The organism is Streptomyces avermitilis MA-4680 = NBRC 14893 (genome assembly GCF_000009765.2).
GTDB lineage: Bacteria > Actinomycetota > Actinomycetes > Streptomycetales > Streptomycetaceae > Streptomyces > Streptomyces avermitilis.
This window is the reverse complement of the sequence record NC_003155.5, coordinates 7614208-7638561: the sequence shown is the minus strand read 5'-3', so window position 1 is coordinate 7638561 and position 24354 is coordinate 7614208. Positions and strand designations below refer to the sequence as shown.

The window sequence follows — 24354 nt, the reverse complement described above, 5'->3', positions numbered from 1 at the left end:
GCATGTCCTGTGCGGGGAAGCGCTGCGCTTGCGGTGCGCGGTCTTGTGGTGCGCGGTCTTGTGGTGAAGCGCTTCGCGTACGGCGTTCGGTATGTCGGTCATGCGGAGTGCGGCCGGTACGGCCTCTCCTCAGCCCGCGTACGGGTCCTGCACCTTGCCCGGCCGGGCCAGGAACGCGAAGTCGCAGCCGGTGTCCGCCTGGGTGATCTGTTCGTTGTAGAGCGCGCCGTAGCCGCGCTCGTACCGCTCGGGCGGCGGCGTCCACCGGGCCCCGCGCCGCTCCAGCTCCGCGTCGTCCACGTGGAGCCGCAGACTCCGCGCCTCGACGTCGAGGGTGATCGTGTCCCCGGTCCGCACCAGGGCGAGCGGCCCGCCGACGTACGACTCGGGCGCCACGTGCAGCACACAGGTGCCGTAACTCGTGCCGCTCATCCGGGCGTCGGAGATCCGCACCATGTCCCGTACGCCCTGCTTCAGCAGGTGGTCCGGGATCGGCAGCATGCCGTACTCGGGCATGCCGGGGCCGCCCTTGGGGCCGGCGCCTCGCAGCACCAGCACGCTGTCGGCGGTGATGCCCAACCCGGGGTCGTTGATGGTCCGCTGCATCGTCCGGTAGTCGTCGAAGACGACCGCGGGCCCGGTGTGCTTGAGCAGCCGCGGCTCGGCGGCGATGTGCTTGATGACGGCGCCGTCGGGACAGAGGTTGCCGCGCAGGACGGCGACTCCGCCTTCGTCCGCGACCGGGTTCGCGCGGGTGCGGATGACGTCGTCGTCGTGCACCTGGGCGGAGGCGAGCTGCTCGCGCAGGGTGTCGTACGAGACGGTCGGCCGGTCCAGATGCAGCAGATCGGTGATCCGGGAGAGGAATCCGGGCAGTCCGCCCGCGAAGTGGAAGTCCTCCATGAGGTACGGGCCGCCGCCCGGCCGGACGTTGGCGAGCACCGGCACGGTCCGGGCGATGCGGTCGAAGTCGTCGAGCGTGAGGGAGACCCCGGCCCGTCCGGCCATCGCGATCAGATGGATGACGGCGTTGGTCGAGCCGCCGAGGCCGAGGACGGTCGTCACGGCGTCCGCGAAGGCCTCCTCGGTGAGGATGTCGGACAGTTTCCGGTCGCCGCGGACCAGTTCGACGATCCTGAGCCCCGCGGCCGCGGCCATCCGGTCGTGCCCGGAGTCGACGGCGGGGATGCTGGAGGCGCCCGGCACCGTCACCCCGAGGGCCTCGGCCGCGGCCGTCAGCGTGGACGCCGTACCCATGGTCATGCAGTGGCCGGGCGAACGGGCGAGGCCGCTCTCCAGTTCGGACATCTCGCAGTCGCCGATGAGGCCGGCCCGCTTGTCGTCCCAGTACTTCCACATGTCGGTGCCGGAGCCGAGGACCTCGTTGCGCCAGTGGCCCGGCAGCATCGGCCCGGCGGGCACGAACACGGCCGGCAGGTCGACGGAGGCGGCGCCCATCAGCAGGGCCGGCGTGGACTTGTCGCAGCCGCCCATGAGCACGGCGCCGTCGACCGGGTACGAGCGCAGCAGCTCCTCGGTCTCCATCGCGAGCAGGTTGCGGTAGAGCATCGGGGTCGGCTTCTGGAAGGTCTCGCTCAGCGTCGACACCGGGAACTCCAGCGGGAAGCCGCCCGCCTGCCACACACCCCGCTTGACCGCCTGCGCACGGTCCCGCAGATGCACATGGCACGGGTTGATGTCGCTCCAGGTGTTGAGGATCGCGATGACCGGCTTGCCCAGGTGCTCCTCGGGCAGGTAGCCGAGTTGGCGGGTGCGCGCCCGGTGGCTGAAGGAGCGCAGACCCGACGAGACGCCGCTCCCGTACCACTGGTGGCTTCTGAACTCCTCCGGGCGCTTCACAGGGACCACCCCGCCGCGATGGCGGCGACTTCCGCCCGCTCGTCCTCGGGCAGCGGCTTGCTGGGGGCGCGGACGTCACGGCGGCACAGGCCGAGTGAGGCGAGGGCCTCCTTGACGACGCTCACGTTGTTCGCGGAGCCGCCCGCGGCGCGCAGTTCCTCGAAGCGGCGGATCTGCTCCCAGACCTTCATCGCGGCCTGGTAGTCGCCCGATCGAAGCGCTTCGATCATGTTCAGCGAGACGGACGGGGCGACGTTCACCAGCCCCGAGGTGAAGCCGGTGGCACCGGCCGAGAAGTACGAGGGGGCGTACGGCTCGGCCAGTCCGGCCACCCATACGAACCGTTCGAGGCCGGCGTCCCGTGCGAAGGCGGCGAAGCGGGCGGCGTCCGGCACCGCGTACTTCACGCCGACGACATTGGGGCAGTGGTCGGCGAGTTCGGCCAGCCGGGCACCGGGCAGCAGCGGATTGCGGAGGTAGGGCACGACGCCCAGCTCGGGCACGGCCTCGGCGACGGCCCGGTGGTAGTCGACCCAGCCGGCGTCCGAGACGTACGGATGCACGGGCTGATGGATCATCACCATCTGCGCTCCGTGCGCCCGGGCGTGCCGGGCCGAGGCCACGGCGGTCGGCACGTCGTGCCCGACGCCGACCAGAACGGCCCCCCGGTCCCCCGTCTCCTCGATGGTCAACTCGGTGACGAGCTGCCGCTCTTCGGGGGTGAGGGCGTAGAACTCACCGGTGTTGCCGTTCGGGGTGAGGGTCTTGACGCCACCGTCGAGCAGTCGACGCAGCAGAGCCCGGTGGGTGTCGCGGTCGACCGACCCGTCCTCGGCGAACGGGGTCACGGGGATCGCCACGACCTCGGCGAGCGCCGTCCGCTGGGCCTCGTACGTCGCTGTCATTCCTGACCGTCCTCTCCCTGGGCCTCGGGAAAGGCCCGTTGCACGAACGACGCGATGTGCGCGTGGAGGGCGCTCGCCGCGCCGTCGGCGTCCCCGTCCAGGGCGAGCCGCAGGATCTCCCGGTGCTCGTCGGCCTCGCGCTCCCAGGAGGGGTCGGCGGCCCAGGCCACGGCGGAGACGAGCGCGGCCTGGTCGCGGACCTCGTCGAGCATCCGGCCGAGCAGCGGGTTGCCGCAGCACACATAGAGGGCGCGGTGGAACTCCCGGTTGGCGAGGGAGCGTTCGGCGGTGTCGGCGGCCCGGTCGGAGCGGGTGAGCGCGTCACGGGCCGCGGCCAGGGAGGCGCCGCGCCGCACCGCGCGCCGCAGCGCCTCGGGCTCCAGGAGCAGCCGCACGTCGTACACCTCGCGCGCCATGTCCGCGTCCACCATGCGCACCGTGACGCCCTTGTACTGGTTCATCACGACGAGCCCGGTCCCGGCCAGGGTCTTGAGCGCCTCCCGCACAGGCGTCTTGGACACCCCGAACTGTGCGGCCAGTTCGGTCTCGACCAGGGCCTGGCCGGGCGTCAGCTGCCCGGTGAGGATGCGGTGTTTGATCCCCTCCAGCACGTACTGCGTGCGGGACGGGATCGGGGTGGGCACAGAGGTCATGCGCGCCTCTCGGATCTCACATATCGCGTCTCATATATGACGTACGAAGTACGACGCGTTGAAGGTAGGAGCGCGCAGGCGGTTCGTCAACGCTTCTGACAAAGGAGGTCGCGATGACGTCAGACGATTGTGGTGGTGCCTTCGCGGGCGGTGACGGCAGGACGGCCGAAGACCGCGGCGGCGCGTCCGGCCGCCGCCTCCGGGGTGAGCGTGGGTCCCACGTGGGTCACGAGCAGCTCACCCACCCGTGCCTCCCGGGCCGCCGCCCCCGCGTCCTCGGGGGTCAGATGGACCTGTTCGCCTTCGCGATGCCGGTCGATGTCGGCCTCACAGAGGAACACATCGGCACCGCGGGCGAGTTCGGTGAGCGTCCCGCACGGGCCGCTGTCCCCCGAGTACGCGAGGACGCGCCCCTGGCACTCGGCGCGCAGCCCGTACGCCTCGATGTCGTGCGCGACGGCGCGGGCGGTGAGACGGAGGTTCCAGTGCCGGACGGTGTGCCCGTCGTACAAGGGACGGAAGTCGAAGACCCCGCTGAGGAACCGCTCGTTGGGCCGCCCGAAGAACCCGGCGAGCCGCTGCCCGCAGGCGCGCGGCGCGTAGAGGGGAATCGGCGCCGGCGGGGTGAGCCCTCCGTACGCGAGTCCGTACACCGCCGCCAGCAGATCGGCGCTGTGGTCCGCGTGCAGATGGGAGATCCAGATGGCCGTGAGCCGCGCGGGATCCGTGTGCCGCTGCAACTCCGCGAAGGTTCCGAACCCGGCGTCCACCCACACCTCGGCGCCCCCGCCGCGCAACAGATAACCGGAGGAGGGGCGGCCCGGCGCCGGGTGCGGGGAAGCGGTGCCGAGGACGGTGAGGGCGAGGGGCATGCCCGGAGCGTACGGTTCTCCGGCCACGCGATCCGCCGGTTTGCGTGTGTTGGCAGGCAGGCCCGACCCTCCAGCCGCGCCGCGCTCTCGCTCCGGCTGGGGCAAGGGCTAGGGCTAGGGCTTCCAGCCGGGGTCCCGGCCGCTCAGGCCGATCGCGCGGTCCAGCAGCGGCGCGTCCCGCGGTACGGGCACGACGGGGCCGAAGATGCCGCCGCCGCGGCTCGGGTCCTCGGCCGCGGCGACCAGGAAGCCGTACGCGGCCCGCAGCGCGCCCTGGTCCGGCGTGTACTCCTGGCCGGTGGCCCGCGCCAGGTCCCAGCCGTGGATCACCAGTTCGTCGGCCACCACCGCCCCGGCGACCGCGCCCGGCAGGGTCACGCCGCCGGCCCGGGTCTCACCGGTCCAGGCGGCCGGGTCGCGCCAGGTCTCGGCGAGTTCGTCGAGCACTTTGGGCAGCTCCTCGCGCCAGCCCGGTCCGATGTCCGGCACGGCGGCTTCAGGGCTGGTGTCCGTCGTGGCGCCCAGGTCCTTGCGGCCGGCGTCCCGGAAGGCGACGGTGAGGCCGAGCAGATGGCCCAGCATGTGGTGCACCGCGTAGCCGGGACACGGAGTGACGGCCGTGAGCTGCTCCTCACGCACCGCCTCCGCGAGACGCGCCACGATGCGGGCCTGCGGGCCGAGGTCGAGGGTCGTGTGGTCAGTCATCCGCTTCTCCTCCGGGGTCTGCTCTGGGGTCTGCTCTGAGTTCTGTTCCACTCCAGGGGTAGACCGGCGGCGTAGGCGGAACTCATCGCCCGCCCACCACACGTCCTGGTCATAGGGCATCTGCCCGATCCGCACGGTGGGGCCTCAGAGCCAGCATGACCAGGCATGACATGGACGATGACGCGTGTCCTGAGGGACCGCAACGCGGGGTTGTACCTGGCCGGGGTGGTGGTCTCCGGCTTCGGATCGTCGGCGATGTGGCTGGCCTCGGGCATCTGGGTCAAGGACCTGACCGGTTCGAACGGCCTGGCCGCACTGTGCGTCTTCGCCCTCTGGGCACCCACACTCGTCGGCCCCGTGCTGGGCACACTCGCCGACCGCACCCGCCGCCGCCCGCTCCTGATCGGCACGAACCTGGGCGTGGCGGCCCTGCTGCTCGCCCTCTTCACCGTGGACTCGCCGGGCAGTCTGTGGCTGCTGTTCGCGGTCCTGCTGGTGTACGGCGCGGCCGGCGTGGTCCACGACGCGGCGGAGTCGGCCCTGGTGGCCGCCGCCGTCGACAGCTCCCTGCTGGGCGACTTCAACGGCCTGCGGATGACGGCCAACGAGGGCATGAAGCTCGTGGCACCGCTCGCCGGGGCGGGCCTGTACGCGGCGTACGGCGGCGCGATGGTCGCCCTTCTGGACGCGGTCACCTTCGTGCTGGCGGCCGGCCTGTACGCGCTGCTGCGGGTGCGCGAGGACGGGCCGGAGCCGCCGCCCGACGGCCTGCGGGCGCGGGTCGCCGAGGGCGTGCGCCATCTGTGGGGCCGGGGGGAGTTGCGCCCGCTCGTCCTGGCGGGCGGCGCGACGATGCTCTTCGCGGGTGTCAACGGCGCCCTGATCTACGCGGTCGTCGACGGCCTGGGGCGCTCCCCCGCGTACGTCGGCCTGCTGTACGTCGTCCAGGGCGCCGGCTCGGTGACGACCGGCCTGGCCGCGGGTCCCCTCCTGCGCCGGCTCGGCGAACGCCGCTTCGCCTCGTCCGGGATCGCGCTCACCGCGGCGGCCCTGGCGCTGCGCGCGGTCCCGTCCGACGCGGCCGCCCTGACGTCCGCGGCGGCGGTGGGCGCCGGCCTTCCCTGTGTGCTGATCGCCGCGTTCACCGCCGTGCAGCGCGAGACGCCCGGCGCCCTGCTCGGCCGGGTCACGGCCACCGCCCACACGCTGATGTTCGCGCCGAACGCGGTGGGACTCGCCGTCGGGGCAGGTCTGGTCGGACTCGTCGACCGTCAGACGCTGTTGGTGCTGCTGGGTCTCGCCCTGCTGGCGACAGCGTCGGTGCCGCTGCGCGCGGGTGCCCGGCCGAGCCGTGCCAGCGCCTCCTGAACCGTGGCCAGGTCGGCGTCCGAGGCGAGCCCCGCGTGGTAGAGCCGCAGTTCCGTGGCGCCCAGACGAGCGGCCCGGTCCGCGTCCTCGGCCAGTGTGCCCGGGCTGCCGCCCATCCCCGAGACGACGGTGAGGTTGGCCGCGAGCACGGCGCCGGTGCCCTGCTCGGCGAACGGGGTGAGCAGGGCCGCGCCGCCCGTGCACGGCACGACCACACCGTCCGCGACGGACAGGATGTGCGCCGGGTCGACCCCGGCGTTCGCCCCGCAGTGGTACGCCACCGGGTCCGCGTGCAGCAGGACCTGGAAGCCGTCCGGGGCGGCCGCGCGGACCGCCGTGACGGCCGCCTCCTGGAGCGTGCGCGCCGTTTCCTCGCGCCACGCGCGCGTGGCCGTCGCGAGTTCACTGCCCAGGAGCTTCTCGACCGTCGTCCAGCCCCCGTCGGACGGGGCGCCGCGCCACACGGGCTCCAGGGCCGCCCGTACGGCCACCGCGAGCGCGCCCGCGTCGAGTTCCCGACCCGCGTACCCCTGCCGGCAGGCCGAGCAGAAGCAGAGCGACATGAGGTACTGCCCGGCGTCCCCGAGCCCCGTCCCGCCGATCTTGTCGTGGGCGTGCAGATGCGCCAGTCCGTACCAGCCGAGCGACTCCAGTTCCGTACCGCGCGCACCGGGCCGTACCGCCGCCTCCGCCGCGAGGTCGACCAGGTACGCGCGCGTGGTGGGCTGTGCGATGCAGGGCGCCCAGGGATAACGGTCCCCGTAGGCGTTGACCACGTTGGTGCACGGAAACTCCTCGCCCAGACGGGAGTTGTGCGCGAGCACGACCCAGGTGTGCACGTCGAGTCCGGCCCCGGCCAGCGCCTCGGCGGCCTCCCCGTACGCGTCGCCCAGCGCCCAGTCCCCGGCGGCGTACGGCCGCAGAGTCCGGCCCTTCCACCGCTTGCCCGGCGGGTAGAGCACGGCGGCGTGTTCGGCGGTGACGATCCGGTGGCGGGGGTGGCGGGGGGTCAGCGCGCGCGTGGAGTGGTACGCGGACGCGAGCGTCACCTGGGGTACGCCGAGCCCGGCGATCCGCTCGGCCGCCGCCGGATCCCCGTTGACATCCCAGGGATAGACGAATGCGGATGCCTTCACATGCCCTCCTGAAGCAGCGCGTACCCGCGGTCGACGAGCTGCGCCAGCTGTTTGACGTGGTCCTCGGTCGGCTCGTGCAGCGGCGGGCGCACCTCGCCGACGTCGAGGCCGCGCAGCCGTACCCCCGCCTTGACCAGCGAGACGGCATAGCCGCGGCCCTGCGCGCGCAGATCGACGAAGGGCCGGTAGAAGCCGTCGAGCAGCCGGTTGACGGTGGCGTCGTCACCGGAGTTCAGCGCCTTGTGGAAGGCCAGGGCGATCTCCGGCGCGAAGCAGAACACGGCAGAAGAGTAGAGCGTGATGCCGATGCCCCGATAGGCCAGGCCGGTCAGCTCGGCGGTCGGCAGCCCGTTGAAGTACAGGAAGTCGCCCGGGACTTCGGTGCGCACGGCACTCACGACGCGCTGCATCAGGTCCAGGTCGCCGAGCCCGTCCTTGAAGCCGATGATCCCGTCCGTGCGGGCCAGCTCGACCACGGCCTCGGGGGTGAAGACGGCGTTGTCGCGCTGGTAGACGATCGTCTCCAGGGAGGTCGCCGCGGCCAGCTCCCGGTAGTGCCGCAGCAGCCCCTCCTGCCCCGCGACGACGAGATAGGGCGGCATGGCGAGCAGCCCGTCGGCCCCGGCGTCCTGGGCGAGCCGCGCGAACCGCACGGCGAGGGCCGTCCCGTAGCCCGCGCCCGCCACCACGGGTACGCGTCCCGCGGTCTCCTCGACGGCCGCGCCGACGCATCGCTCGAACTCCTCGGGCGCCAGCGCGTGGAACTCCCCGGTGCCGCAGCACGCGAAGACGGCGGCGGCGCCCGCCTCGACACCCCGGCGCACGTGCTCGCGGTAGACGTCGAGGTTCAGCGCGCCGTCCGGACGGTAGGCGGTGACGGGGAAGAACAGCGGGCCACTGGGGATGCTGAGTCGAGCGGCGAGAGGTGCTGACGTCACGGGGCTCTCCCTTGAAACAGGCGCTCAGGCCGGCACCCACACCGGTGCACGTTTCTGATCCATGTCTATATTTCTGAACGCGCCTACGCTAAAGCGCTCCCTCAGGGGCGGTCAAGCACACACGCCCGGGTCACGGGAGCGGATTGCCCACGTCCGCGCGACACTTGACGGCACCTGTCACCCCTCCATAGCGTGTCCACGCATGTGAATTTCGTACATACATACGGCTGACCATGTGGCTGGACATACGGCTGCCGATCCAAGGAGACCCGAGGATGCCCGCTCCCCGCACCGTTCTGCTCACCGGCGCCGCCGGCGGACTCGGCACCCTGATGCGGGGACTGCTGCCGCGGTACGGCTACGAACTGCGTCTCCTCGACCTGCTGCCGATCGAGGGCGAGCCGGACGCGATCACCGCGGACCTCGGGGACAAGGAGGCGCTGCGCGAGGCCGTACGGGGCGTCGACGCGGTCATCCACCTCGCGGGCATCTCCCTGGAGTCCTCCTTCGACAAGATCCTGAAGGCGAACATCGAGGGCACGTACAACCTGTACGAGGCCGCGCGCGAGGAAGGCGTACGCCGGATCGTCTTCGCCTCCTCCAACCACGCGATCGGCTTCACTCCCCGGCCCCGGGGCGACGACCCCCTGATCCCGGTCGACACCCCGCGCCGCCCGGACACGTTCTACGGCCTGTCCAAGTCGTTCGGCGAGGACCTGGCCCAGTTCTACTGGGACAAGCACGGCCTGGAGACGGTCTCCGTGCGCATCGGCTCCTGCTTCGCCGAGCCCACGAGCGTGCGCATGCTCTCGGTCTGGATGAGCCCCGAGGACGGCGCCCGCCTCTTCCACGCGGCCCTGACCGCCGAGGACGTACGGCACACCGTCGTCCACGGCTCGTCCGCGAACACCCGCCTGTGGTGGGACCTCTCGACCGCCCGCGCGCTCGGCTACCAGCCGCAGGACGACTCCGAGCCGTACGCCGAGAAGCTCATCGCCGAACAGGGCGAGCTGGACCCGGACAACCCGGCCCACGACCACCTGGGCGGCCACTTCACCACCGACCCGCCGGTCTGGCCGTACTGACGCGGCCGGAACACGGGCACACAGAGGCGGGCGGGCACCGAACGGGCCCGCCCGCCGTGCTGTTCGGGCACGGAAGCTGCCCGATCCCACTCCCCACCCGGCTCCACCCCAGGTCCGCGACGGGCGGCGGTTTCGCCAAGCAGGCACATTCGGGCGCGGTCGGACCTGCAACAGGCCTGGTCAGTGCCGCGCACCCGCTGTAGAACTTCCCCCATGGGCCCCACCGGGCCCGAACGGGCAGTGCGCACAGGGAGCAGGTGGCGGCCATGGCGGCGAAGACGACGCGGACCGCGGAGGAACGGCAGCGCGAGATCGTCCGGGCCGCCCGGGTCACGGGTTCGGTCGACGTCACCGCGCTCGCCGCCGAACTGGGCGTGGCCAAGGAGACCGTACGCCGGGATCTGCGCGCACTGGAGGACCACGGCCTGCTCCGCCGCACCCACGGCGGCGCCTACCCCGTCGAGAGCGCCGGCTTCGAGACGACGCTCGCCTTCCGCGCCACCAGTCACGTACCCGAGAAGCGCCGGATCGCGGCCGCCGCGGCCGAGCTCCTCGGGGACGCCGAGACCGTCTTCGTCGACGAGGGCTTCACCCCCCAGCTGATCGCCGAGGCGCTGCCCAGGGACCGGCCGCTGACCGTGGTCACCGCGTCACTGGCCACCGCGGGAGCGCTCGCGGAGGCCGAGAACACCAGCGTGCTGCTGCTGGGCGGCCGGGTCAGGCCGGGCACGCTCGCGACCGTCGACCACTGGACGACGAAAATGCTGGCCGGGTTCGTCATCGATCTGGCGTACATCGGCGCGAACGGCATCTCGCGCGAACACGGACTGACCACCCCCGACCCGGCGGTCAGCGAGGTGAAGGCCCAGGCGATCCGGGCGTCCCGGCGTACGGTCTTCGCGGGCGTGCACACCAAGTTCGGGGCGGTCAGCTTCTGCCGGTTCGCGGAGGTCGGCGACCTGGAGGCGATCGTCACGAGCACCCTGCTGCCGACGTCCGAGGCACACCGCTACTCACTGCGGGGACCCCAGGTCATCCGCGTCTGACATTCCCACCGACCCGCACGAGCGCGTACGAAAACCCGACTCACTCGGTCTTCAGGGCACCCCCATGCCGGCAAGCACCCCATAACTCCCCATACGTCCAGGAGCGATCCATGCGAACCCAGAGCCGACGGAGGCCGCGAGCCACGCTCGCCATGGCCGCCGCAGGGACGCTGCTCGCCCCGCTGCTTTCCGGCTGTTGGGTCGGAGCAGGCGGGTCCGGTTCCGGCGGTGACTCCATCAACGTGTTGATGGTCAACAACCCGCAGATGGTGGAGCTGCAAAAGCTCACCGCCACGAACTTCACCAAGAAGACCGGCATCAGGGTGAACTTCACCGTCCTGCCGGAGAACGACGTCCGCGACAAGATCAGCCAGGATTTCGCCAACCAGGCGGGCCAGTACGACGTCGCCACCCTCAGCAACTACGAGATCCCGATCTACGCCAGGAACGGCTGGCTGCACTCCATGGACGGCTACGTCCGGGGCGACACCGCGTTCGACCAGCAGGACATCCTCAAGCCGATGCGCCAGTCGCTGACCGGCGACGACGGCCGGCTCTACGGGCAGCCCTTCTACGGCGAGTCGTCCTTCCTGATGTACCGCAAGGACGTGTTCGCCGAGAAGGGGCTGAAAATGCCCGCGCACCCGACCTGGGAGCAGGTGAACAAGCTGGCCACGGACGTGGACGGCGCCCAGTCCGGCATGAAGGGCATCTGTCTGCGCGGACTGCCCGGCTGGGGCGAGGTCATGGCACCGCTGACCACGGTCGTGAACACCTTCGGCGGCACCTGGTTCGACAAGAACTGGAAGGCGCGCCTGGACTCCCCCGAGTTCGAGAAGGCGACGCGGTTCTACGTGGACCTCGTCCGCGCCCACGGCGAGTCCGGCGCGGCCCAGTCCGGCTTCGCCGAGTGCCTCAACAACATGACGCAGGGCAAGGTCGCCATGTGGTACGACGCCACGTCCGCGGCGGGTTCCCTGGAGTCGGCCAAGTCACCGGTCAAGGGCAAGATCGGCTACGTACCCGCACCGGTCGAGAAGACCAGGTCGTCCGGCTGGCTCTACACCTGGGCCTGGGGCATGCAGAAGGCGTCCCGCAACCCGGACAAGGCCTGGAAGTTCGTCTCCTGGGCGTCGAGCAAGGAGTACGAGCAGCTCGTCGGCGACACGGTCGGCTGGTCGGACGTCCCCGCGGGCAAGCGGGCGTCGACGTACACGAACCCCGACTACCGCAAGGAGGCCGGCGCCTTCCAGGAGATGACCCGCGAGGCCATCGAGGGCGCCCGGCCCACCGACCCCGGTGTGCAGCCCCGCCCCGCGCCCGGCATCCAGTTCGTCGGCATCCCCGAGTTCACCGACCTCGGCACCAAGGTCTCCCAGGAGATCAGCGCGGCCATCGCCGGACGCCAGTCCGTCGACTCGGCCCTGAAGAAGTCCCAGAAGCTCGCCGAGCAGATCTCGAAGGAGTACGAGGGACGATGACCGCCACGACAACGGCCCCCGTGGCCGCCGCTCCCGTCCGCACGACGCGGCAGCCCTCCACCCGGCTGCGCGCCTGGGCCACCCGGGCCCCGCTCCTGCCCGCCCTGATCTTCATGATCGCCGTGACCCAGCTGCCGTTCGTGGCCACGCTGGTGATCTCCTTCTTCGACTGGAACGCGCTCTACCCGAAGGCCCGCCACTTCACGGGCGTCGACAACTACCACCAGGTCCTGGCCGACCCGGACCTGCGCCACTCGGTGTGGACGACGATCCTGCTGACGGTCACCGTGGTGCTCGCCTGCCTGGTCCTGGGCCTGGGCCTCGCCCTCCTCCTGGACCGCAGGTTCCGGGGCCGGGGCGTCGTCCGTACGCTCCTGATCGCGCCCTTCCTGGTGGTCCCGGTGGCGGCGGCCCTCCTGTGGAAGCACGTGCTCTACAACCCCGAGTACGGCCTTCTCAACGGCCTGCTGCACTACGTGGGCGGTCCCCAGCCGGACTGGATCTCCAACACCCCGCTGCTCGCGGTCGAGGCCTCCCTGGTGTGGCAGTGGACGCCCTTCATGATGCTGATCCTGCTGGCGGGTCTGCAGAGCCGCGACCAGCAGCAGATCGAGGCGGCGCGGGTCGACGGGGCGAGCGACTGGCAGATCTTCCGCCACCTGACGCTCCCGCATCTGCGCCGCTACCTCGAACTGGGCGCGCTGCTCGGCTCGATCTACATCGTGCAGAACTTCGACGCGGTCTTCACCATCACCTCGGGCGGCCTGGGCACCGCGAACCTGCCCTACACCGTCTACCAGAGCTTCTACCAGGCCCACGAGAACGGCCTCGCCTCGGCCGCCGGCGTCCTGGTCGTCATCGGCTCGATCATCATCGCCACCTTCGCGCTGCGCGTGGTGTCGTCCCTGTTCCGCGAGGAGGTGTCCCGCGCATGAGTGCCACCGCGCCACGCGTACGACCCGTACGCCCCGTACGCACCCGTCTCACCCGGGGAGCGGGCCTGGGCCTGGTGGCCTGGCTGCTCGGTCTGCTGTTCTTCCTGCCCATCGCCTGGATGGCGCTGACGTCCTTCCACTCGGAGTCGGACGCGGCGACCAATCCCCCCTCGTTCGGCGCCGCCCTCACCCTCGACGGCTACCGCGACTTCTTCGGCACGGGAGGCGGCGCGAGCCCCTGGCCGGCGCTGGTCAACTCCCTGGTGGCGTCGCTGGTCTCGACGCTCTGCGTGCTGCTGCTGGCCTTCCCGGCGGCGTACGCGCTCTCGATCCGCCCGGTGAAGAAGTGGACGGACGTCCTGTTCTTCTTCCTGTCGACGAAGATGCTGCCGGTCGTGGCGGGCCTGCTCCCGATCTACCTGTTCGCGAAGAACACCGGAATGCTGGACAACATCTGGCTCCTGGTCATCCTCTACACCTCCATGAACCTGCCGATCGCGGTGTGGATGATGCAGTCGTTCCTCGCCGAGGTGCCGGTGGCGGTGATCGAGGCGGCGCAGATCGACGGCGCGAAACTGCCGACGATCCTGGCCCGGGTCGTAGCCCCCATAGCCCTCCCCGGCATCGCCGCCACGGCCCTGATCTGCTTCATCTTCAGCTGGAACGAGCTGCTGTTCGCCCGGGTGCTCACCGGTGTGGTCGCCGAGACCGCCCCGGTCTTCCTGACCGGCTTCATCACCAGCCAGGGCCTGTTCCTGGCCAAGGTGTGCGCCGCGTCGCTCGTCATCTCCCTGCCGGTGCTCGCCGCGGGGTTCGCCGCCCAGGACAAACTGGTCCAGGGCCTGTCACTGGGAGCCGTGAAATGAAGGCCGCCGTCATCGAGTCCGTGGGCAAGGCCGTCGTCGCCGAGGTCCCGGACCCGACGCCAGGGCCCCGGGAGGTCGTCGTCGAGGTCGCGGCCTGCGGGCTGTGCGGCACCGATCTGCACATCCTCCAGGGCGAGTTCGCGCCCAAGCTGCCGATCGTGCCGGGGCACGAGTTCGCGGGCGAGGTGGTCGGGCTGGGCACCCAGGTCACCGAGGTGTCGGTCGGCGACCGGGTGGCGGTGGACCCGTCCCTCTACTGCTACGAGTGCCGGTACTGCCGTACGGGCCACAACAACCTCTGCGAGCGCTGGGCGGCGATCGGGGTGACGACGGCGGGCGGCGCGGCGCGGTACGCGGTGGCTCCGGTCGCCAACTGCGTCAAGCTCCCCGAACACGTCCGCACCCAGGACGCGGCCCTGATCGAGCCGCTGTCCTGCGCGGTCCGCGGCTACGACGTCCTGCGGTCCCGGCTCGGCGCGCACGTCCTGGTCTACGGCTCCGGAACGATGGGGCTGATGATGCTGGAGCTGGCCAAGCGGACGGGCGCGGCGAGCGTGGACGTGGTGGACGTGAACCCGGCACGCCTGACGACGGCCCGGCAGCTGGGTGTCTCCGGCTCCGCCGCGAACGCCGACGAACTGGACCGGCCGCAGGGGTGGGACGTCGTGGTGGACGCGACGGGCAACGCGGCGGCGATCCAGGACGGCCTCGGCCGGGTGGCGAAGGCGGGTACGTTCCTCCAGTTCGGGGTCGCGGACTACGCGACGCGCGTGACGATCGACCCGTACCGCATCTACAACCAGGAGATCACGATCACCGGTTCGATGGCCGTGCTGCACAGCTTCGAACGGGCGGCGGAGCTGTTCGCCGGAGGCGTCCTCGATCCGGACGTCTTCATCAGCGACCGCATCCCGCTGGCGCGGTATCCCCAGGCGCTGGAGCAGTTCGCGTCGGGGGTGGGGAGGAAGATCGTGGTGGTGCCGTAGCACCGCGGCGCGGGTTTCCGCCCCCGGCGCCCCCTGCTCATTCCCATCCCTCGCGACGGAAATGAGCGGGGCGGCGGGGGCGGAATCCTCCGGGCAGCAAAACCCGTAGGTAAGGGAACGGCAAAGCGCCCTCGCTCGTTACCCCAGTCATGACAGCTATGACCCCCGGCTCGAACATCCCTCTCCCCGTCACCCGCGTGACGGTGGACGTCGCCGCCCCCGTGCGGCTCGACGTTTCGGGCCTGCTGCTCACCGCCGACGGCAAGGTGCGCTCCGACGACGACTTCATCTTCTACAACCAGCCCACCGGCCCGGGCGTGACCTACCGCTCGGGTGGCGGCACCTCCCCGGACGCGATCACGGTCGACACCACCGCCGTCCCCCCGGGCATCGAGAAGATCGTCGTGACCGCGAGCCCGGACGCCGCCGGCCAGACCTTCCAGGGCATCGAACCCACGGCCACGCTCCGCAACGCGGACGACAACTCCGTACTGGCCACGTTCACGCCCCCGCAGCTCGGCACGGAGACGGCACTGGTGGTCGTGGAGATCTACCAGCGCAACGGAGCGTGGAAGGCCCGCGCGGTGGGCCAGGGGTATGCGAACGGCTTGGCGGGCATCGCCACGGACTTCGGCGTCACCGTGGAGGAACCGGCCGCCGCGCCGGCGCCCGCCGTCCAGCCCCCGGTGACTGCGCCGGCCCCGCCCCTGGACCCGCGCGTCTCCGCACCCCCGGTCCCGGCCGCCCCGCCGGCACCCCCCGCGCCCGCCCCCGGCGCCGGCAAGATCAACCTGGACAAGGGCCGGGTCAGCCTCCAGAAGAACCAGACCGTCTCCCTGGTCAAGGGCGGCCGTCCCTTGCTCACCCAGGTCAAGATGGGCCTCGGCTGGGAGCCCGCGTACCGCGGCAAGGACATCGACCTGGACGCGTCGGTCATCGCGTACGGCCCGCAGCGCAACCACATCGACAGCTGCTACTTCGGCAAGCTGTCGATCGTGAACGGCGCGATCAAGCACTCCGGGGACAACCTCACGGGTGAGGGCGGAGGCGACGACGAGGTCATCGTCGTCGACCTCGGCCGTCTCCCCCAGGAGGTCACCGGCCTGGTCTTCACGGTGAACTCCTTCTCCGGCCAGAAGTTCACCGAGGTCGCCAAGGCCTACTGCCGCCTCGTGGACGCCGCCACGGACGAGGAGCTGGTCCGCTTCGACCTCACCAGCGCCGAGCCGCAGACCGGCGTCATGATGGCCAAGCTGATCAAGCAGTTCTCCGGCGAGTGGGAGATGACGGCCCTGGGCGACTTCGTGAAGTCCCGCACGGTCCGCGGCATGGTGAAGCCTTCGGCGCAGGCGCTGTAAGGGGCCGGACAACAGCCCGTACGCAGTCCGGGGCGCCCTCTTCGGAAGAGGGCGCCCCGCCGTCAGTTCTCCGGCCCCGGCCCGCCGTCCGCCCGTCGGCGTTCCGGCCGCAGCCCCTCCGTGAGCAGCGACAGATACCGCCGGATGTGCTTCCCCTCCCCGTTCGCCAGTTCCGACGCCGTGGCCACTCCGTGCGCCAGCCGCAGAATCTCGATCGGCTCGACGTCCGGCCGGACGGTCCCCTCCCGCTGGGCCGCCTCGACCAGCCGGGTCGCGGCGCCCTTCACGGAGCTGCCGCAGGCGGTGAGCACGGCGGAACTCCCGTCCGTCACGGCCGAGCCCAGCAGCGTCTTGAGCCCCCGGACCTGGATCATCCGCTCGCTCAGCTCGTTCAGCCACTCCACCAGCGCTTCACCCGGGGGCAGCCGGGCCGCGATCTCGTCCGCCCGCATCGCGATCGCCTCGATGGCGTCGACGTACACGGCCTCCAGCAGCGCCTGCCGGTTCGGGAAGTGCCGGTACAGCGTGCCCGAGCCGACCCCGGCCCGCTTGGCGATGTCGTCGAGCGACGCCCCTTCCCCATGCTCGGCGAAGGCGACCGCCGCTTCCTCGATCAGCCGCTCATAGTTGCGCCGCGCATCGGCACGCATGGGCTTGACCTGCGCCATCCAGATACTCCTTGCGAACCGGGGACCGTCTCCGTATCTTATCGAGCATTAAACGGAGACAGTCCCCGCTTATCTCTGCGGGCAGTCCGTGCTGCCCGTACCCATGTCGACCGGGGACATCAGACAGGGAGCATCCCATGTCCACCCCGTCCACCCCGCCCGCGTCCACCACCGGCCCACCGCGGGCGGACCCGCACCCCGCCAGGCTCGGTGCCGTCCTCTTCGTCATCGTCACCGCCTACTTGATGGTCGGCGTCGACTCCACCGTCGTCAACGTCGCGCTGCCCGACATCCAGCGGGACCTGCGCTTCTCGCCCACCGGTCTGTCCTGGGTCCTGAACGCCTACACGCTCGCCTTCGGCGGCCTCCTGCTGCTCGGCGGCCGGATCGGCGACATCGCGGGCCGCCGCCGCACCCTCACCTGCGGTGTCCTGCTCTTCGCCCTCTCCTCGCTGCTCGGCGGTCTCGCGGGCGAGAGCGGCTGGCTGCTCGCGGCCCGCGCCCTCCAGGGCATCGGCGCCGCCCTCACCGCCCCCAGCACCCTCGCCCTGATCACCACCAACTTCCCCGACGGCCCGCGCCGCCACCACGCCCTCGGCGTCTACACCTCGATGGCGAGCATCGGCGCCTCCATCGGGCTGATCCTGGGCGGCATGCTCACCTCCTGGGCCTCCTGGCGCTGGGCCCTGCTGATCAACGTACCGATCGGCATCGGAGTGGCCCTCGCCCTCCCCCGCTTCGTCGCCGAGACCCCGCGCCACGCGGGCCGCTTCGACGCGGCGGGCGCACTGACCGGCACGGCGGGCACGACCTCGCTGGTCTACGCGTTCATCCGGGTCTCGGAGCGGGGCTGGAGCGACACCCGGGCCCTGCTCGGCTTCACGACCGCGGCCGCGCTGCTCGCGGGCTTCGCACGGGTCGAATCCCGCGCCGGCCAGCCGATCATGCCGCTGCGTCTCTTCCGCGACCGCAACCGCGCGGGCGGCTACGCGGGCGTACTGCTGCTGCCGGCCGGCATGTTCGGCGCCTTCTACTTCCTCACGCTGTTCACCCAACAGGTCCTGGGATACGGCCCGTTGCGCGCGGGGTTCGCGTTCCTGCCGATGACGCTCGCACTGTTCGCCACCGTGCGCTTCGTGCCGCGTCTCCTCCAGCGCCACGGCGCCAAGCCGCTGCTGCTCATCGGCACGACGCTGCTCGTGGCCGCGGCCGGCTGGCTGTGGCGGCTCGAGCCCGGCGACGGCTATGTCACCGGGCTGCTCGGGCCGCTGATCCTGATGGGCATGGGCGTCGGCATGAGTTTCATGCCGCTCAACGCCACGATCCTCGCGGGCATCGAACCACGCGACGCGGGCGCGGCCTCCGGCCTGTTGCAGACCCTGCAATGGCTCGGCGGCACCCTCGGCCTGTCCGTCCTGGTCACGGTGTACGGCACGGCGACCCGGCACGCGACCGGCTCCCCGTCGGCGATCCTCACCGAGGGTGCGTCCCGGGCGTTCGGGGTGGGCTCGCTGGTAGCGGTGACCGCGCTGCTGGTCGTGGCGGTGGTCATCACCGGACGCCGGCCGAAGGATCAGCACGGCGCCCGGTAGGGGTCGACAGGCGCGCGGGCTCGCCGCCGAGGTGGGCGTACAGCACCTCGGCGGCGAGCCCGCGCCCACCCGGGGTTCGGCTCAGGCCGCCCACGGCCAGTCGGCGTCCCGCGCTCCCTCGAGCAGCGGCACCATCCGGAAGGCCGCGTCCGAGAGCCCTCCGAAGGTGTGCCGGTTCGCCGTCCCGGACGGGCCGTGGCCCGCGCGGTGGCCCGCCAGGTTCCAGGTGTAGACCGGGACGTCGGCCGGTACCTGCTCGGTCGGGTCGCCGTGATGGCTGTACGCCGCCTGCTCGTCGGTGACGATGAGCACCCGGTCGTGCTTCCGGTAGTGCCGGCGCACGGCCTCGCTGGTGTTCGTCCCGCCGAGGTCGCCGAAGCGGTCGAGCACCTTGAGCACCGACTCGCCCTTGCGGAACTTCACGGCGTTGCTGCTCGTGCCGAACTCCACCAGATCCGCGTCCGCCGCCCGCAGCGCGAGCGCCGTACCGAAGATCGCCGCGGCGTCGGCCCGGTTGAGCTCCGAACGGTCCGAAAGACGCGAGTAGAACATCGAACCCGAACGGTCCACGAGCACCAGCGTCCGGCCCGGCAGCGCGGGCACGTTGCCCAGCGAGTGGGCGAGCGCCTGCTCCAGCGGGTACGACCAGCGCAGCGACGGCGCGTGCTGGTACGCGGCGAGGTACCGGAAGGGGAACTGCCGCGAGCGCGCCACCTCCGCCGGGTCGCTGATCTTCGCGGCGACCTGGGCCGCCACCTCGTCCGAGACGCCCGCCTCGTCGAAGTTGCGCAGGTTCCGGACCAGCGCCATCGCGCCCATGGACGGGATGACCGCCTCCCAGGCCGCCTTGTCCATCGGGCCCTGCAACCAGCCGGCCAGCGCCTCCCAGGTCATGCCGGCGTCCGCCAGGCGCTGCGCGCCGTGCGCTCCGGTCACGACCTTGCGCCGCTTGGCGGGCCGCAGCTCCATCAGGTCACGGTGGGCGACGAGCACGGGCAGCGTCTTCGGGACCACGGCCGTGTCCGGGTGGTGCCGCCGGTCGAGGGCGTACTGGAACAGGTCGCCCTGCCACGGCTTGTCCGGGTCCGGCGCCGCGTGCACCAGGTTGAGGACGTCGCCGAAGCGGTAGCCCTTGGACGCGGTGTCGTACTTGAGCAGCGACTTCGCGTGGTACAGACGCCGTACGGCGTCGGCGATGCCCCGCTTCACGGGCTTGGGAACCGCGCGGCCGTACTGCGAGGTCCAGTACCCGAGCAGTTCGCCGGGCTCGTCCGGGCGTCGCAGTACGGAGGCGACGACCTCGCGGTTCGACGGGCCGTCGGTCACGCCCGCGTCGAGGCGCGCCTTGACGTACTCGGCGGCGCCGACGAGGGAGGCCGTACGGAGGTTGCCCTCGCCGCGCAGCCAGCCGAGCAGCGCGGCCGTCCACGACGGGTCGGCCACGGCCAGCTCGCGCACGAGTGCGGCGAACCGGTCGTCGCGGGCCGCGCCGGTCTCGTAGAAGGTCTGCTGCGAGACGAAGTTGGCGAGGGCGAGCAGGAACAGCTCCGAGCGCACGTCGCGCTCCTGGCCGCGGCCGCCCTGGTGGGTACGGAGCACCTGCCCCGTCGACGTCACGCGCGAGGTGGGCTGCGCCTTCGCCGTCTTCTTGTTGAATCGCGCCATGGTGAATTCCCCCGAATTCCTTTACGGCTTCTGGGCCGTGCTTTCGAGGGGAGGCGCAGCAAATGGAGCGTGCCCGAGATCAGGAGTCGGCGACGGACTAGCCAGATGCTCTACCGATTGAGCTACACCGACCCGAAGTCGATGACGGGACTTGAACCCGCAACCGTCCGATCCAATGAAGTAACCGTTGCCTGCGCACCGGGCACACACCATGTGCTGCGCCTCCCGAGATCAAAAACGGCGGCGGCATCGGATTCTGTTGCAAAGAAGTAGCCGCAGCCTGCGCACCGGGAGGTGCATGAAATTGTGCTGTCCAGAGTTCAGGTCGGCGGAACCGACATTAGGTGCTCTAACCCCTGAGCTACACCGGCGCGTTGTACCGGTGGCGGGACTCGAACCCGCGGCCGCCCCATTATCAGTGGAAGTAGGTCCTGCCTTCGCACCTGGACGTTCATCACTCTAGGAGGCGGGCCGCGGGGTGAGCCAGTGAATTAACTACCCGCGCTTCTGGCGCTTCCAGGGGCCGGTGATGGCGAGCATGATGCCCGGATCCTGGATGTTGGCGAACAGGGTCCTGCCGTCGGGCGAGAAGGTGACGCCGGTGAACTCGCTGTACGACGGCTCCGCTTCGGTGCCGCCCGCTGCGGCAGCGGCTGGTGTCAATGCGAGGTCGTTGCGGGCGATCGGGTACGTACGGCCGCTGTCGGTGGCGCCGAACAGGTGCTGGACGCCCTCGCCGTCCTCGGCGATGACGAGGCCGCCGTAGGGGGAGACGGTGATGTTGTCGGGCCCGTCGAAGGCGCCGTCGGCGGACGGGTCCCGGTTCACCCCGAGGAGCACCTTCAGGGTGAGCGTGCGGCGCTTGGGGTCGTAGAACCAGACCTGGCCGTCGTGCTGGACGGGGCTCTCCTCGCGGGCGTACGAGGAGACGATGTACACGCCGCCGTCGCCCCACCACATGCCTTCGAGTTTGCGGGCGCGGGTGACCTCTCCGGCGGCGAACTGCTTGCGGACGGACACCGTCTTGGCGTCCCGGTCCGGTACGTCCACCCAGTCGACGCCGTACACGGTGCCGATCCTGGTGGCACGGGAGAGGTCGTCGACGAACCGGCCGCCGGAGTCGAAGCACTTGAAGGCCTGGAGGGCGCCCGCGTCGTCGGCGAGGGTGCGCAGCCGGCCGTGGCCGTGCTCGAAGCCCTGCGGCGGGGTCCAGCGGTACAGGAGGCCGTTGGGAGTGGACGCGTCCTCCGTCAGGTACAGCCGGCCGCGCTTGGGGTCGACGACGACGGCCTCGTGGGCGTAACGGCCGAGAGCCTTGACGGGCTTGGGGTCCCGGTTGCGGCGGCGGTCTTCCGGATCCACCTCGAAGATGTAGCCGTGGTCCTTGGTCATGCCGTTCTGGCCGGCCCTGTCCTCGGTCTCCTCGCCGGTGAGCCAGGTGCCCCAGGGGGTGCTGCCGCCCGCGCAGTTGGTGGAGGTGCCGGCGATGCCGACCCACTCGGCGACCTTGTCGCGGCGGACCTCGACGACCGTGCAGCCGCCGGCCGCGGCCGGGTCGTAGACGAGGCCCTCGGTGAGGGGGACCGGGTACTTCCAGTTGGCGCGGGGGCCCTTGAGCTCGTGGTTGTTGACGAGGAGGGTGGCGCCCCGGGGGCCGTCGAAGGTGGCCGTGCCGTCGTGGTTGGACGGGGTGAACTCGCCCGACTCCAGCTTGGTCTTTCCGCTGTAGGTGATGACGCGGTACGAGAACCCGGCGGGCAGCGCGAGGATGCCCTTCGGGTCGGGGATCAGCGGGCCGTAACCGACGCTGCCGTGCCGGTCCGCGGATTCCTCGCCCGCGCTCTCGGTGTCGGTGGACGCGAGGGCGTTCGGCGCGGTGGCGAGGGCGCCGACGCTGCCGGCCAGGGCGACGCCGGCGCCGGTGAGCGCGGATCGTCTGGCGAAGTCCCTGCGGGTGAGCGACATGCTGTCTCCTGTGACGGTGGAGTGGGACGTCGAAGGGGGTGGCGCACCTCGTTGCGGCCACACCGTCCCGCCCGCGCCTGAACGGCAGTTGAACACGGGCCGACGTAAGGGGACCGCGTTCCGTGAATCCACCTGAGCGCCCACGCGACCGACGCCGCCGGCGAGGTCCCGCAGCCCCCTCCCCCACACCGGACAAGCCCCCACCGGCTTCCCCGCCACACCGGGCACCCCCGGCCTCCCCGCCGCCGGGCAAAGCCCCCACCAGCCTCCCCGCCGTGACGGCGAACGGCCCGACGGCGGTGTGCGACGGCGGTGCGTGACGCGAGCCGCCCGACGGCGGTACACGGCAGCCGTGCGTGACGGCGTCGGACCGGCCGCGATCCCCGCGCAGCGTGCGCGGGGCCGGAGGCCCGGGGGGAAAAAACACCGCGGACGTGGCGAATCACCGTGCCGACGCCGATGAACACCGCGGTCGCGGTGGGGGCACCGTCGCACGGAAAGGGTCAGCCCCGGCAAGCACCAGCCCCGACCCCGGCCCGCACCAACCCCGGCCCGCACCGACCCCGCAGCCTCAACCCCCTTGCTGCGACCGCGCCTTGAACGCCGCCTTCCGGGCCGCCTTCGCCACCTTCTTGTCCGGGTGCAGTCGGCCCATCGCCTCCAAGACGTCCGGCGTGGCCGGGTGGTCCACTCGCCACGCCGTCGCGAAGAAGCCGCTGTGCTGCTGGGCCAGCCCCTCCACCAGCGCCTGGAGTTCCGTCGAGTTCCCCTCGGCCGCCAGCTGCGCGGCCACCGTGTCGATGGTCAGCCAGAACACCATCGACTCCGGGGGCGCGGGCACGTCGGCCGCTCCCCGCTCCGCGAGCCAGACCCGGGCGAGGCCGCCCAGCTCCGCGTCGTCCAGCACCTCCCGAAGCGCCGGCTCCGCCTCCGTACCGACCAGTGACAGCGCCTGCTGGCAGCGCAGCCGGCGCAGTGGCGCACCCGTGTCCCCGCCCCGCGCCGCCGCCAGCAACTCCCGTGCCGCCGTGAGCGGTTCGCGCCGCGCCAGCCACTGCTCGGTCTCCGCCTGCGCCGCCATCGGCGGGAACGTGGACGTGCCGTCGAGCAGCGCGTCCGCACCCTTGTCGACCAGATCCCCCACCGCGGGCGCGCTGATCCCGGCCTCGAGCAGCCGTGCCCGCAGCCCGTACAGCCCGAGCGGTGTCAGCCGCACCATCCCGTACCGGCTGACGTCCGTGTCGTCGACCGGCGCGGCCGGCTCGTCCGCGGCGTCCTCGCCGTCCTCGGCGTCCGCCATCAGCGCCTCGTCGACCGGCCGGAACTCGACGAGCCCGATCGGCTCCAGCAGCCGGAACTGGTCGTCGAGCCGCATCATCGCGTCCGAGACCTGCTCCAGGACGTCGTTGGTGGGCTCCCCCATGTCGTCGGGCACGATCATCGACGCGGCGAGGGCCGGCAGCGGCACGGGATGGTCGCCGGGGCCCTCCTCGCCGACCGTCAGCAGATAGAGGTTCCCCAGCACTCCGTCGAGGAACTCCGCCTCCGCCTCGAGATCCCAGTCGAGTTCGGAGAAGTCGATCGTGCCGTCCTCGTCCATCGCGTCGCCGAGGTCGTCGAGATCGGGCACGCTCGCGTCGGCCAGCACCGTCTCCAGCGCCCCGAGCCACAACCCGAGCACGTCGTGCGGGCTTCCGGAGGTGAGCAGCGCGAGGTCCGGTGCCGCGGCGACCGTGCCCTCCTCCTCGTCCACGATCACGACGAGCCCCGTGTCGACAGCGACCCGCCAGGCCTCGCTCGCGAGGGCCGCCGCGTCGTCGCCCGCGAGCCCGAGCGCTTCGGCCGCCCCGGGAAGCTGCTCCTCCTCGAGTTCACCGCCGACGCCGACGCGGGTGTCCGGACCGGCCCAGCGGGCCAGGCGCGCGGCGCGGGAGAACAACGGGGTGGCGAGCGCGTCCCGCGCGAGCTCCGCTTCGGAGTGCAGCCGAACCGGCGGCAAGGAGGAGCTGTCTGACATCGGGGGGATCTCCTTGGGACGTACCTGTGGGCCGAGGGGACATCCCCGGACATACCTGCGGACCGGGGGGACGCCCCGGGCGTGCCCGCGGGGCCAAGGGGGTGCCCCGGAGAACGCGGTCTCAGCCTAGACGGATTTCCACCCATGCCGCCCGGTTCCTCTCTCCCCCGGAGGCCGCACCTGGCTGAAACCTTGACAAGTGGCCTTCCCACACACGAGATTGACGCGCGTAGAAACGAGTGGACAGTCGTGC

Annotated in this window: 20 protein-coding genes; 9 read left to right on the top strand and 11 right to left on the bottom strand. The window is 71.5% G+C overall.

The genetic code is table 11. The features are described 5' to 3' along the window. Window positions 1-129: 129 nt before the first annotated feature. The 5 genes from araD to SAVERM_RS32725 all read right to left on the bottom strand — a co-directional run bounded on the left by araD (window position 130) and on the right by SAVERM_RS32725 (window position 4995). The gene (gene araD, locus SAVERM_RS32745) at window positions 130-1869 is read right to left on the bottom strand and encodes an L-arabinonate dehydratase (RefSeq protein ID WP_010987767.1); all 1740 of its coding nucleotides are present in this window, start codon (window positions 1867-1869) and stop codon (window positions 130-132) included. After that, window positions 1857-2765 (bottom strand): dihydrodipicolinate synthase family protein, encoded by a 909-nt coding sequence (locus tag SAVERM_RS32740; protein WP_010987766.1) that lies wholly within the window; start codon window positions 2763-2765, stop codon window positions 1857-1859. The genes araD and SAVERM_RS32740 overlap by 13 nt, the downstream gene beginning before the upstream one ends. Then, complete coding sequence (locus tag SAVERM_RS32735; RefSeq protein WP_010987765.1) at window positions 2762-3418, bottom strand: GntR family transcriptional regulator; 657 nt, start codon at window positions 3416-3418, stop codon at window positions 2762-2764. The genes SAVERM_RS32740 and SAVERM_RS32735 overlap by 4 nt, the downstream gene beginning before the upstream one ends. A gap of 119 nt (window positions 3419-3537) precedes the next feature. Further along, window positions 3538-4290, bottom strand: a complete 753-nt coding sequence (locus tag SAVERM_RS32730; protein WP_010987764.1) for an MBL fold metallo-hydrolase — start codon at window positions 4288-4290, stop codon at window positions 3538-3540. 114 nt (window positions 4291-4404) lie between these two features. Next, window positions 4405-4995, bottom strand: coding sequence for a TIGR03086 family metal-binding protein (locus tag SAVERM_RS32725; RefSeq protein ID WP_010987763.1), 591 nt, complete (start codon window positions 4993-4995; stop codon window positions 4405-4407). A gap of 177 nt (window positions 4996-5172) precedes the next feature. Between SAVERM_RS32725 and SAVERM_RS32720 the strand changes: the two genes are divergently transcribed. After that, complete coding sequence (locus tag SAVERM_RS32720; protein WP_237528931.1) at window positions 5173-6363, top strand: MFS transporter; 1191 nt, start codon at window positions 5173-5175, stop codon at window positions 6361-6363. Here the strand turns inward: SAVERM_RS32720 and SAVERM_RS32715 are convergent. Then, window positions 6267-7499: a hypothetical protein gene (locus SAVERM_RS32715; protein ID WP_010987761.1), complete on the bottom strand. Its 1233-nt coding sequence runs from the start codon at window positions 7497-7499 to the stop codon at window positions 6267-6269. The two genes, SAVERM_RS32720 and SAVERM_RS32715, sit on opposite strands and share 97 nt — an antisense overlap. Continuing rightward, window positions 7496-8437, bottom strand: a complete 942-nt coding sequence (locus SAVERM_RS32710; RefSeq protein ID WP_010987760.1) for a 5-dehydro-4-deoxyglucarate dehydratase — start codon at window positions 8435-8437, stop codon at window positions 7496-7498. The genes SAVERM_RS32715 and SAVERM_RS32710 overlap by 4 nt, the downstream gene beginning before the upstream one ends. A gap of 275 nt (window positions 8438-8712) precedes the next feature. Here SAVERM_RS32710 and SAVERM_RS32705 point away from each other — a divergent pair, with 275 nt between their 5' ends. The 7 genes from SAVERM_RS32705 to SAVERM_RS32675 all read left to right on the top strand — a co-directional run bounded on the left by SAVERM_RS32705 (window position 8713) and on the right by SAVERM_RS32675 (window position 16194). Beyond that, the gene (locus tag SAVERM_RS32705; protein ID WP_010987759.1) at window positions 8713-9522 is read left to right on the top strand and encodes an NAD-dependent epimerase/dehydratase family protein; all 810 of its coding nucleotides are present in this window, start codon (window positions 8713-8715) and stop codon (window positions 9520-9522) included. A gap of 266 nt (window positions 9523-9788) precedes the next feature. Continuing rightward, the gene (locus tag SAVERM_RS32700; protein WP_037646858.1) at window positions 9789-10568 is read left to right on the top strand and encodes a DeoR/GlpR family DNA-binding transcription regulator; all 780 of its coding nucleotides are present in this window, start codon (window positions 9789-9791) and stop codon (window positions 10566-10568) included. Window positions 10569-10678: 110 nt separating this feature from the next. Continuing rightward, complete coding sequence (locus SAVERM_RS32695; protein ID WP_010987757.1) at window positions 10679-12049, top strand: ABC transporter substrate-binding protein; 1371 nt, start codon at window positions 10679-10681, stop codon at window positions 12047-12049. After that, window positions 12046-12984, top strand: a complete 939-nt coding sequence (locus tag SAVERM_RS32690) for a carbohydrate ABC transporter permease (RefSeq protein ID WP_010987756.1) — start codon at window positions 12046-12048, stop codon at window positions 12982-12984. The genes SAVERM_RS32695 and SAVERM_RS32690 overlap by 4 nt, the downstream gene beginning before the upstream one ends. Continuing rightward, window positions 12981-13850, top strand: coding sequence for a carbohydrate ABC transporter permease (locus SAVERM_RS32685; protein WP_010987755.1), 870 nt, complete (start codon window positions 12981-12983; stop codon window positions 13848-13850). The genes SAVERM_RS32690 and SAVERM_RS32685 overlap by 4 nt, the downstream gene beginning before the upstream one ends. Beyond that, on the top strand, window positions 13847-14836 hold the full coding sequence (locus tag SAVERM_RS32680; protein WP_010987754.1) for a zinc-dependent alcohol dehydrogenase family protein: 990 nt from the start codon (window positions 13847-13849) through the stop codon (window positions 14834-14836). Before SAVERM_RS32685 ends, SAVERM_RS32680 begins: the two co-directional genes overlap by 4 nt. A gap of 158 nt (window positions 14837-14994) precedes the next feature. Then, window positions 14995-16194 (top strand): TerD family protein, encoded by a 1200-nt coding sequence (locus tag SAVERM_RS32675; protein WP_174514638.1) that lies wholly within the window; start codon window positions 14995-14997, stop codon window positions 16192-16194. A 62-nt stretch (window positions 16195-16256) separates the two neighbouring features. On the opposite strand, the gene SAVERM_RS32670 is transcribed toward SAVERM_RS32675, so the two are convergent. Next, complete coding sequence (locus tag SAVERM_RS32670) at window positions 16257-16862, bottom strand: TetR/AcrR family transcriptional regulator (RefSeq protein ID WP_010987752.1); 606 nt, start codon at window positions 16860-16862, stop codon at window positions 16257-16259. A gap of 137 nt (window positions 16863-16999) precedes the next feature. Here SAVERM_RS32670 and SAVERM_RS32665 point away from each other — a divergent pair, with 137 nt between their 5' ends. Beyond that, window positions 17000-18454, top strand: a complete 1455-nt coding sequence (locus tag SAVERM_RS32665; RefSeq protein ID WP_010987751.1) for an MFS transporter — start codon at window positions 17000-17002, stop codon at window positions 18452-18454. A gap of 81 nt (window positions 18455-18535) precedes the next feature. Here SAVERM_RS32665 and SAVERM_RS32660 read toward each other — a convergent pair whose 3' ends face one another. From SAVERM_RS32660 to SAVERM_RS32650, 3 genes are all read right to left on the bottom strand, one after another. Beyond that, window positions 18536-20119: a TROVE domain-containing protein gene (locus tag SAVERM_RS32660; protein WP_010987750.1), complete on the bottom strand. Its 1584-nt coding sequence runs from the start codon at window positions 20117-20119 to the stop codon at window positions 18536-18538. A gap of 495 nt (window positions 20120-20614) precedes the next feature. Further along, window positions 20615-22084 (bottom strand): alkaline phosphatase PhoX, encoded by a 1470-nt coding sequence (locus tag SAVERM_RS32655; protein WP_010987749.1) that lies wholly within the window; start codon window positions 22082-22084, stop codon window positions 20615-20617. Between the two features lie 571 nt (window positions 22085-22655). Then, a complete protein-coding gene (locus SAVERM_RS32650; RefSeq protein ID WP_010987748.1) occupies window positions 22656-24101 on the bottom strand; it encodes a hypothetical protein in 1446 nt (481 codons plus the stop codon). Between the last annotated feature and the right edge of the window lie 253 nt (window positions 24102-24354).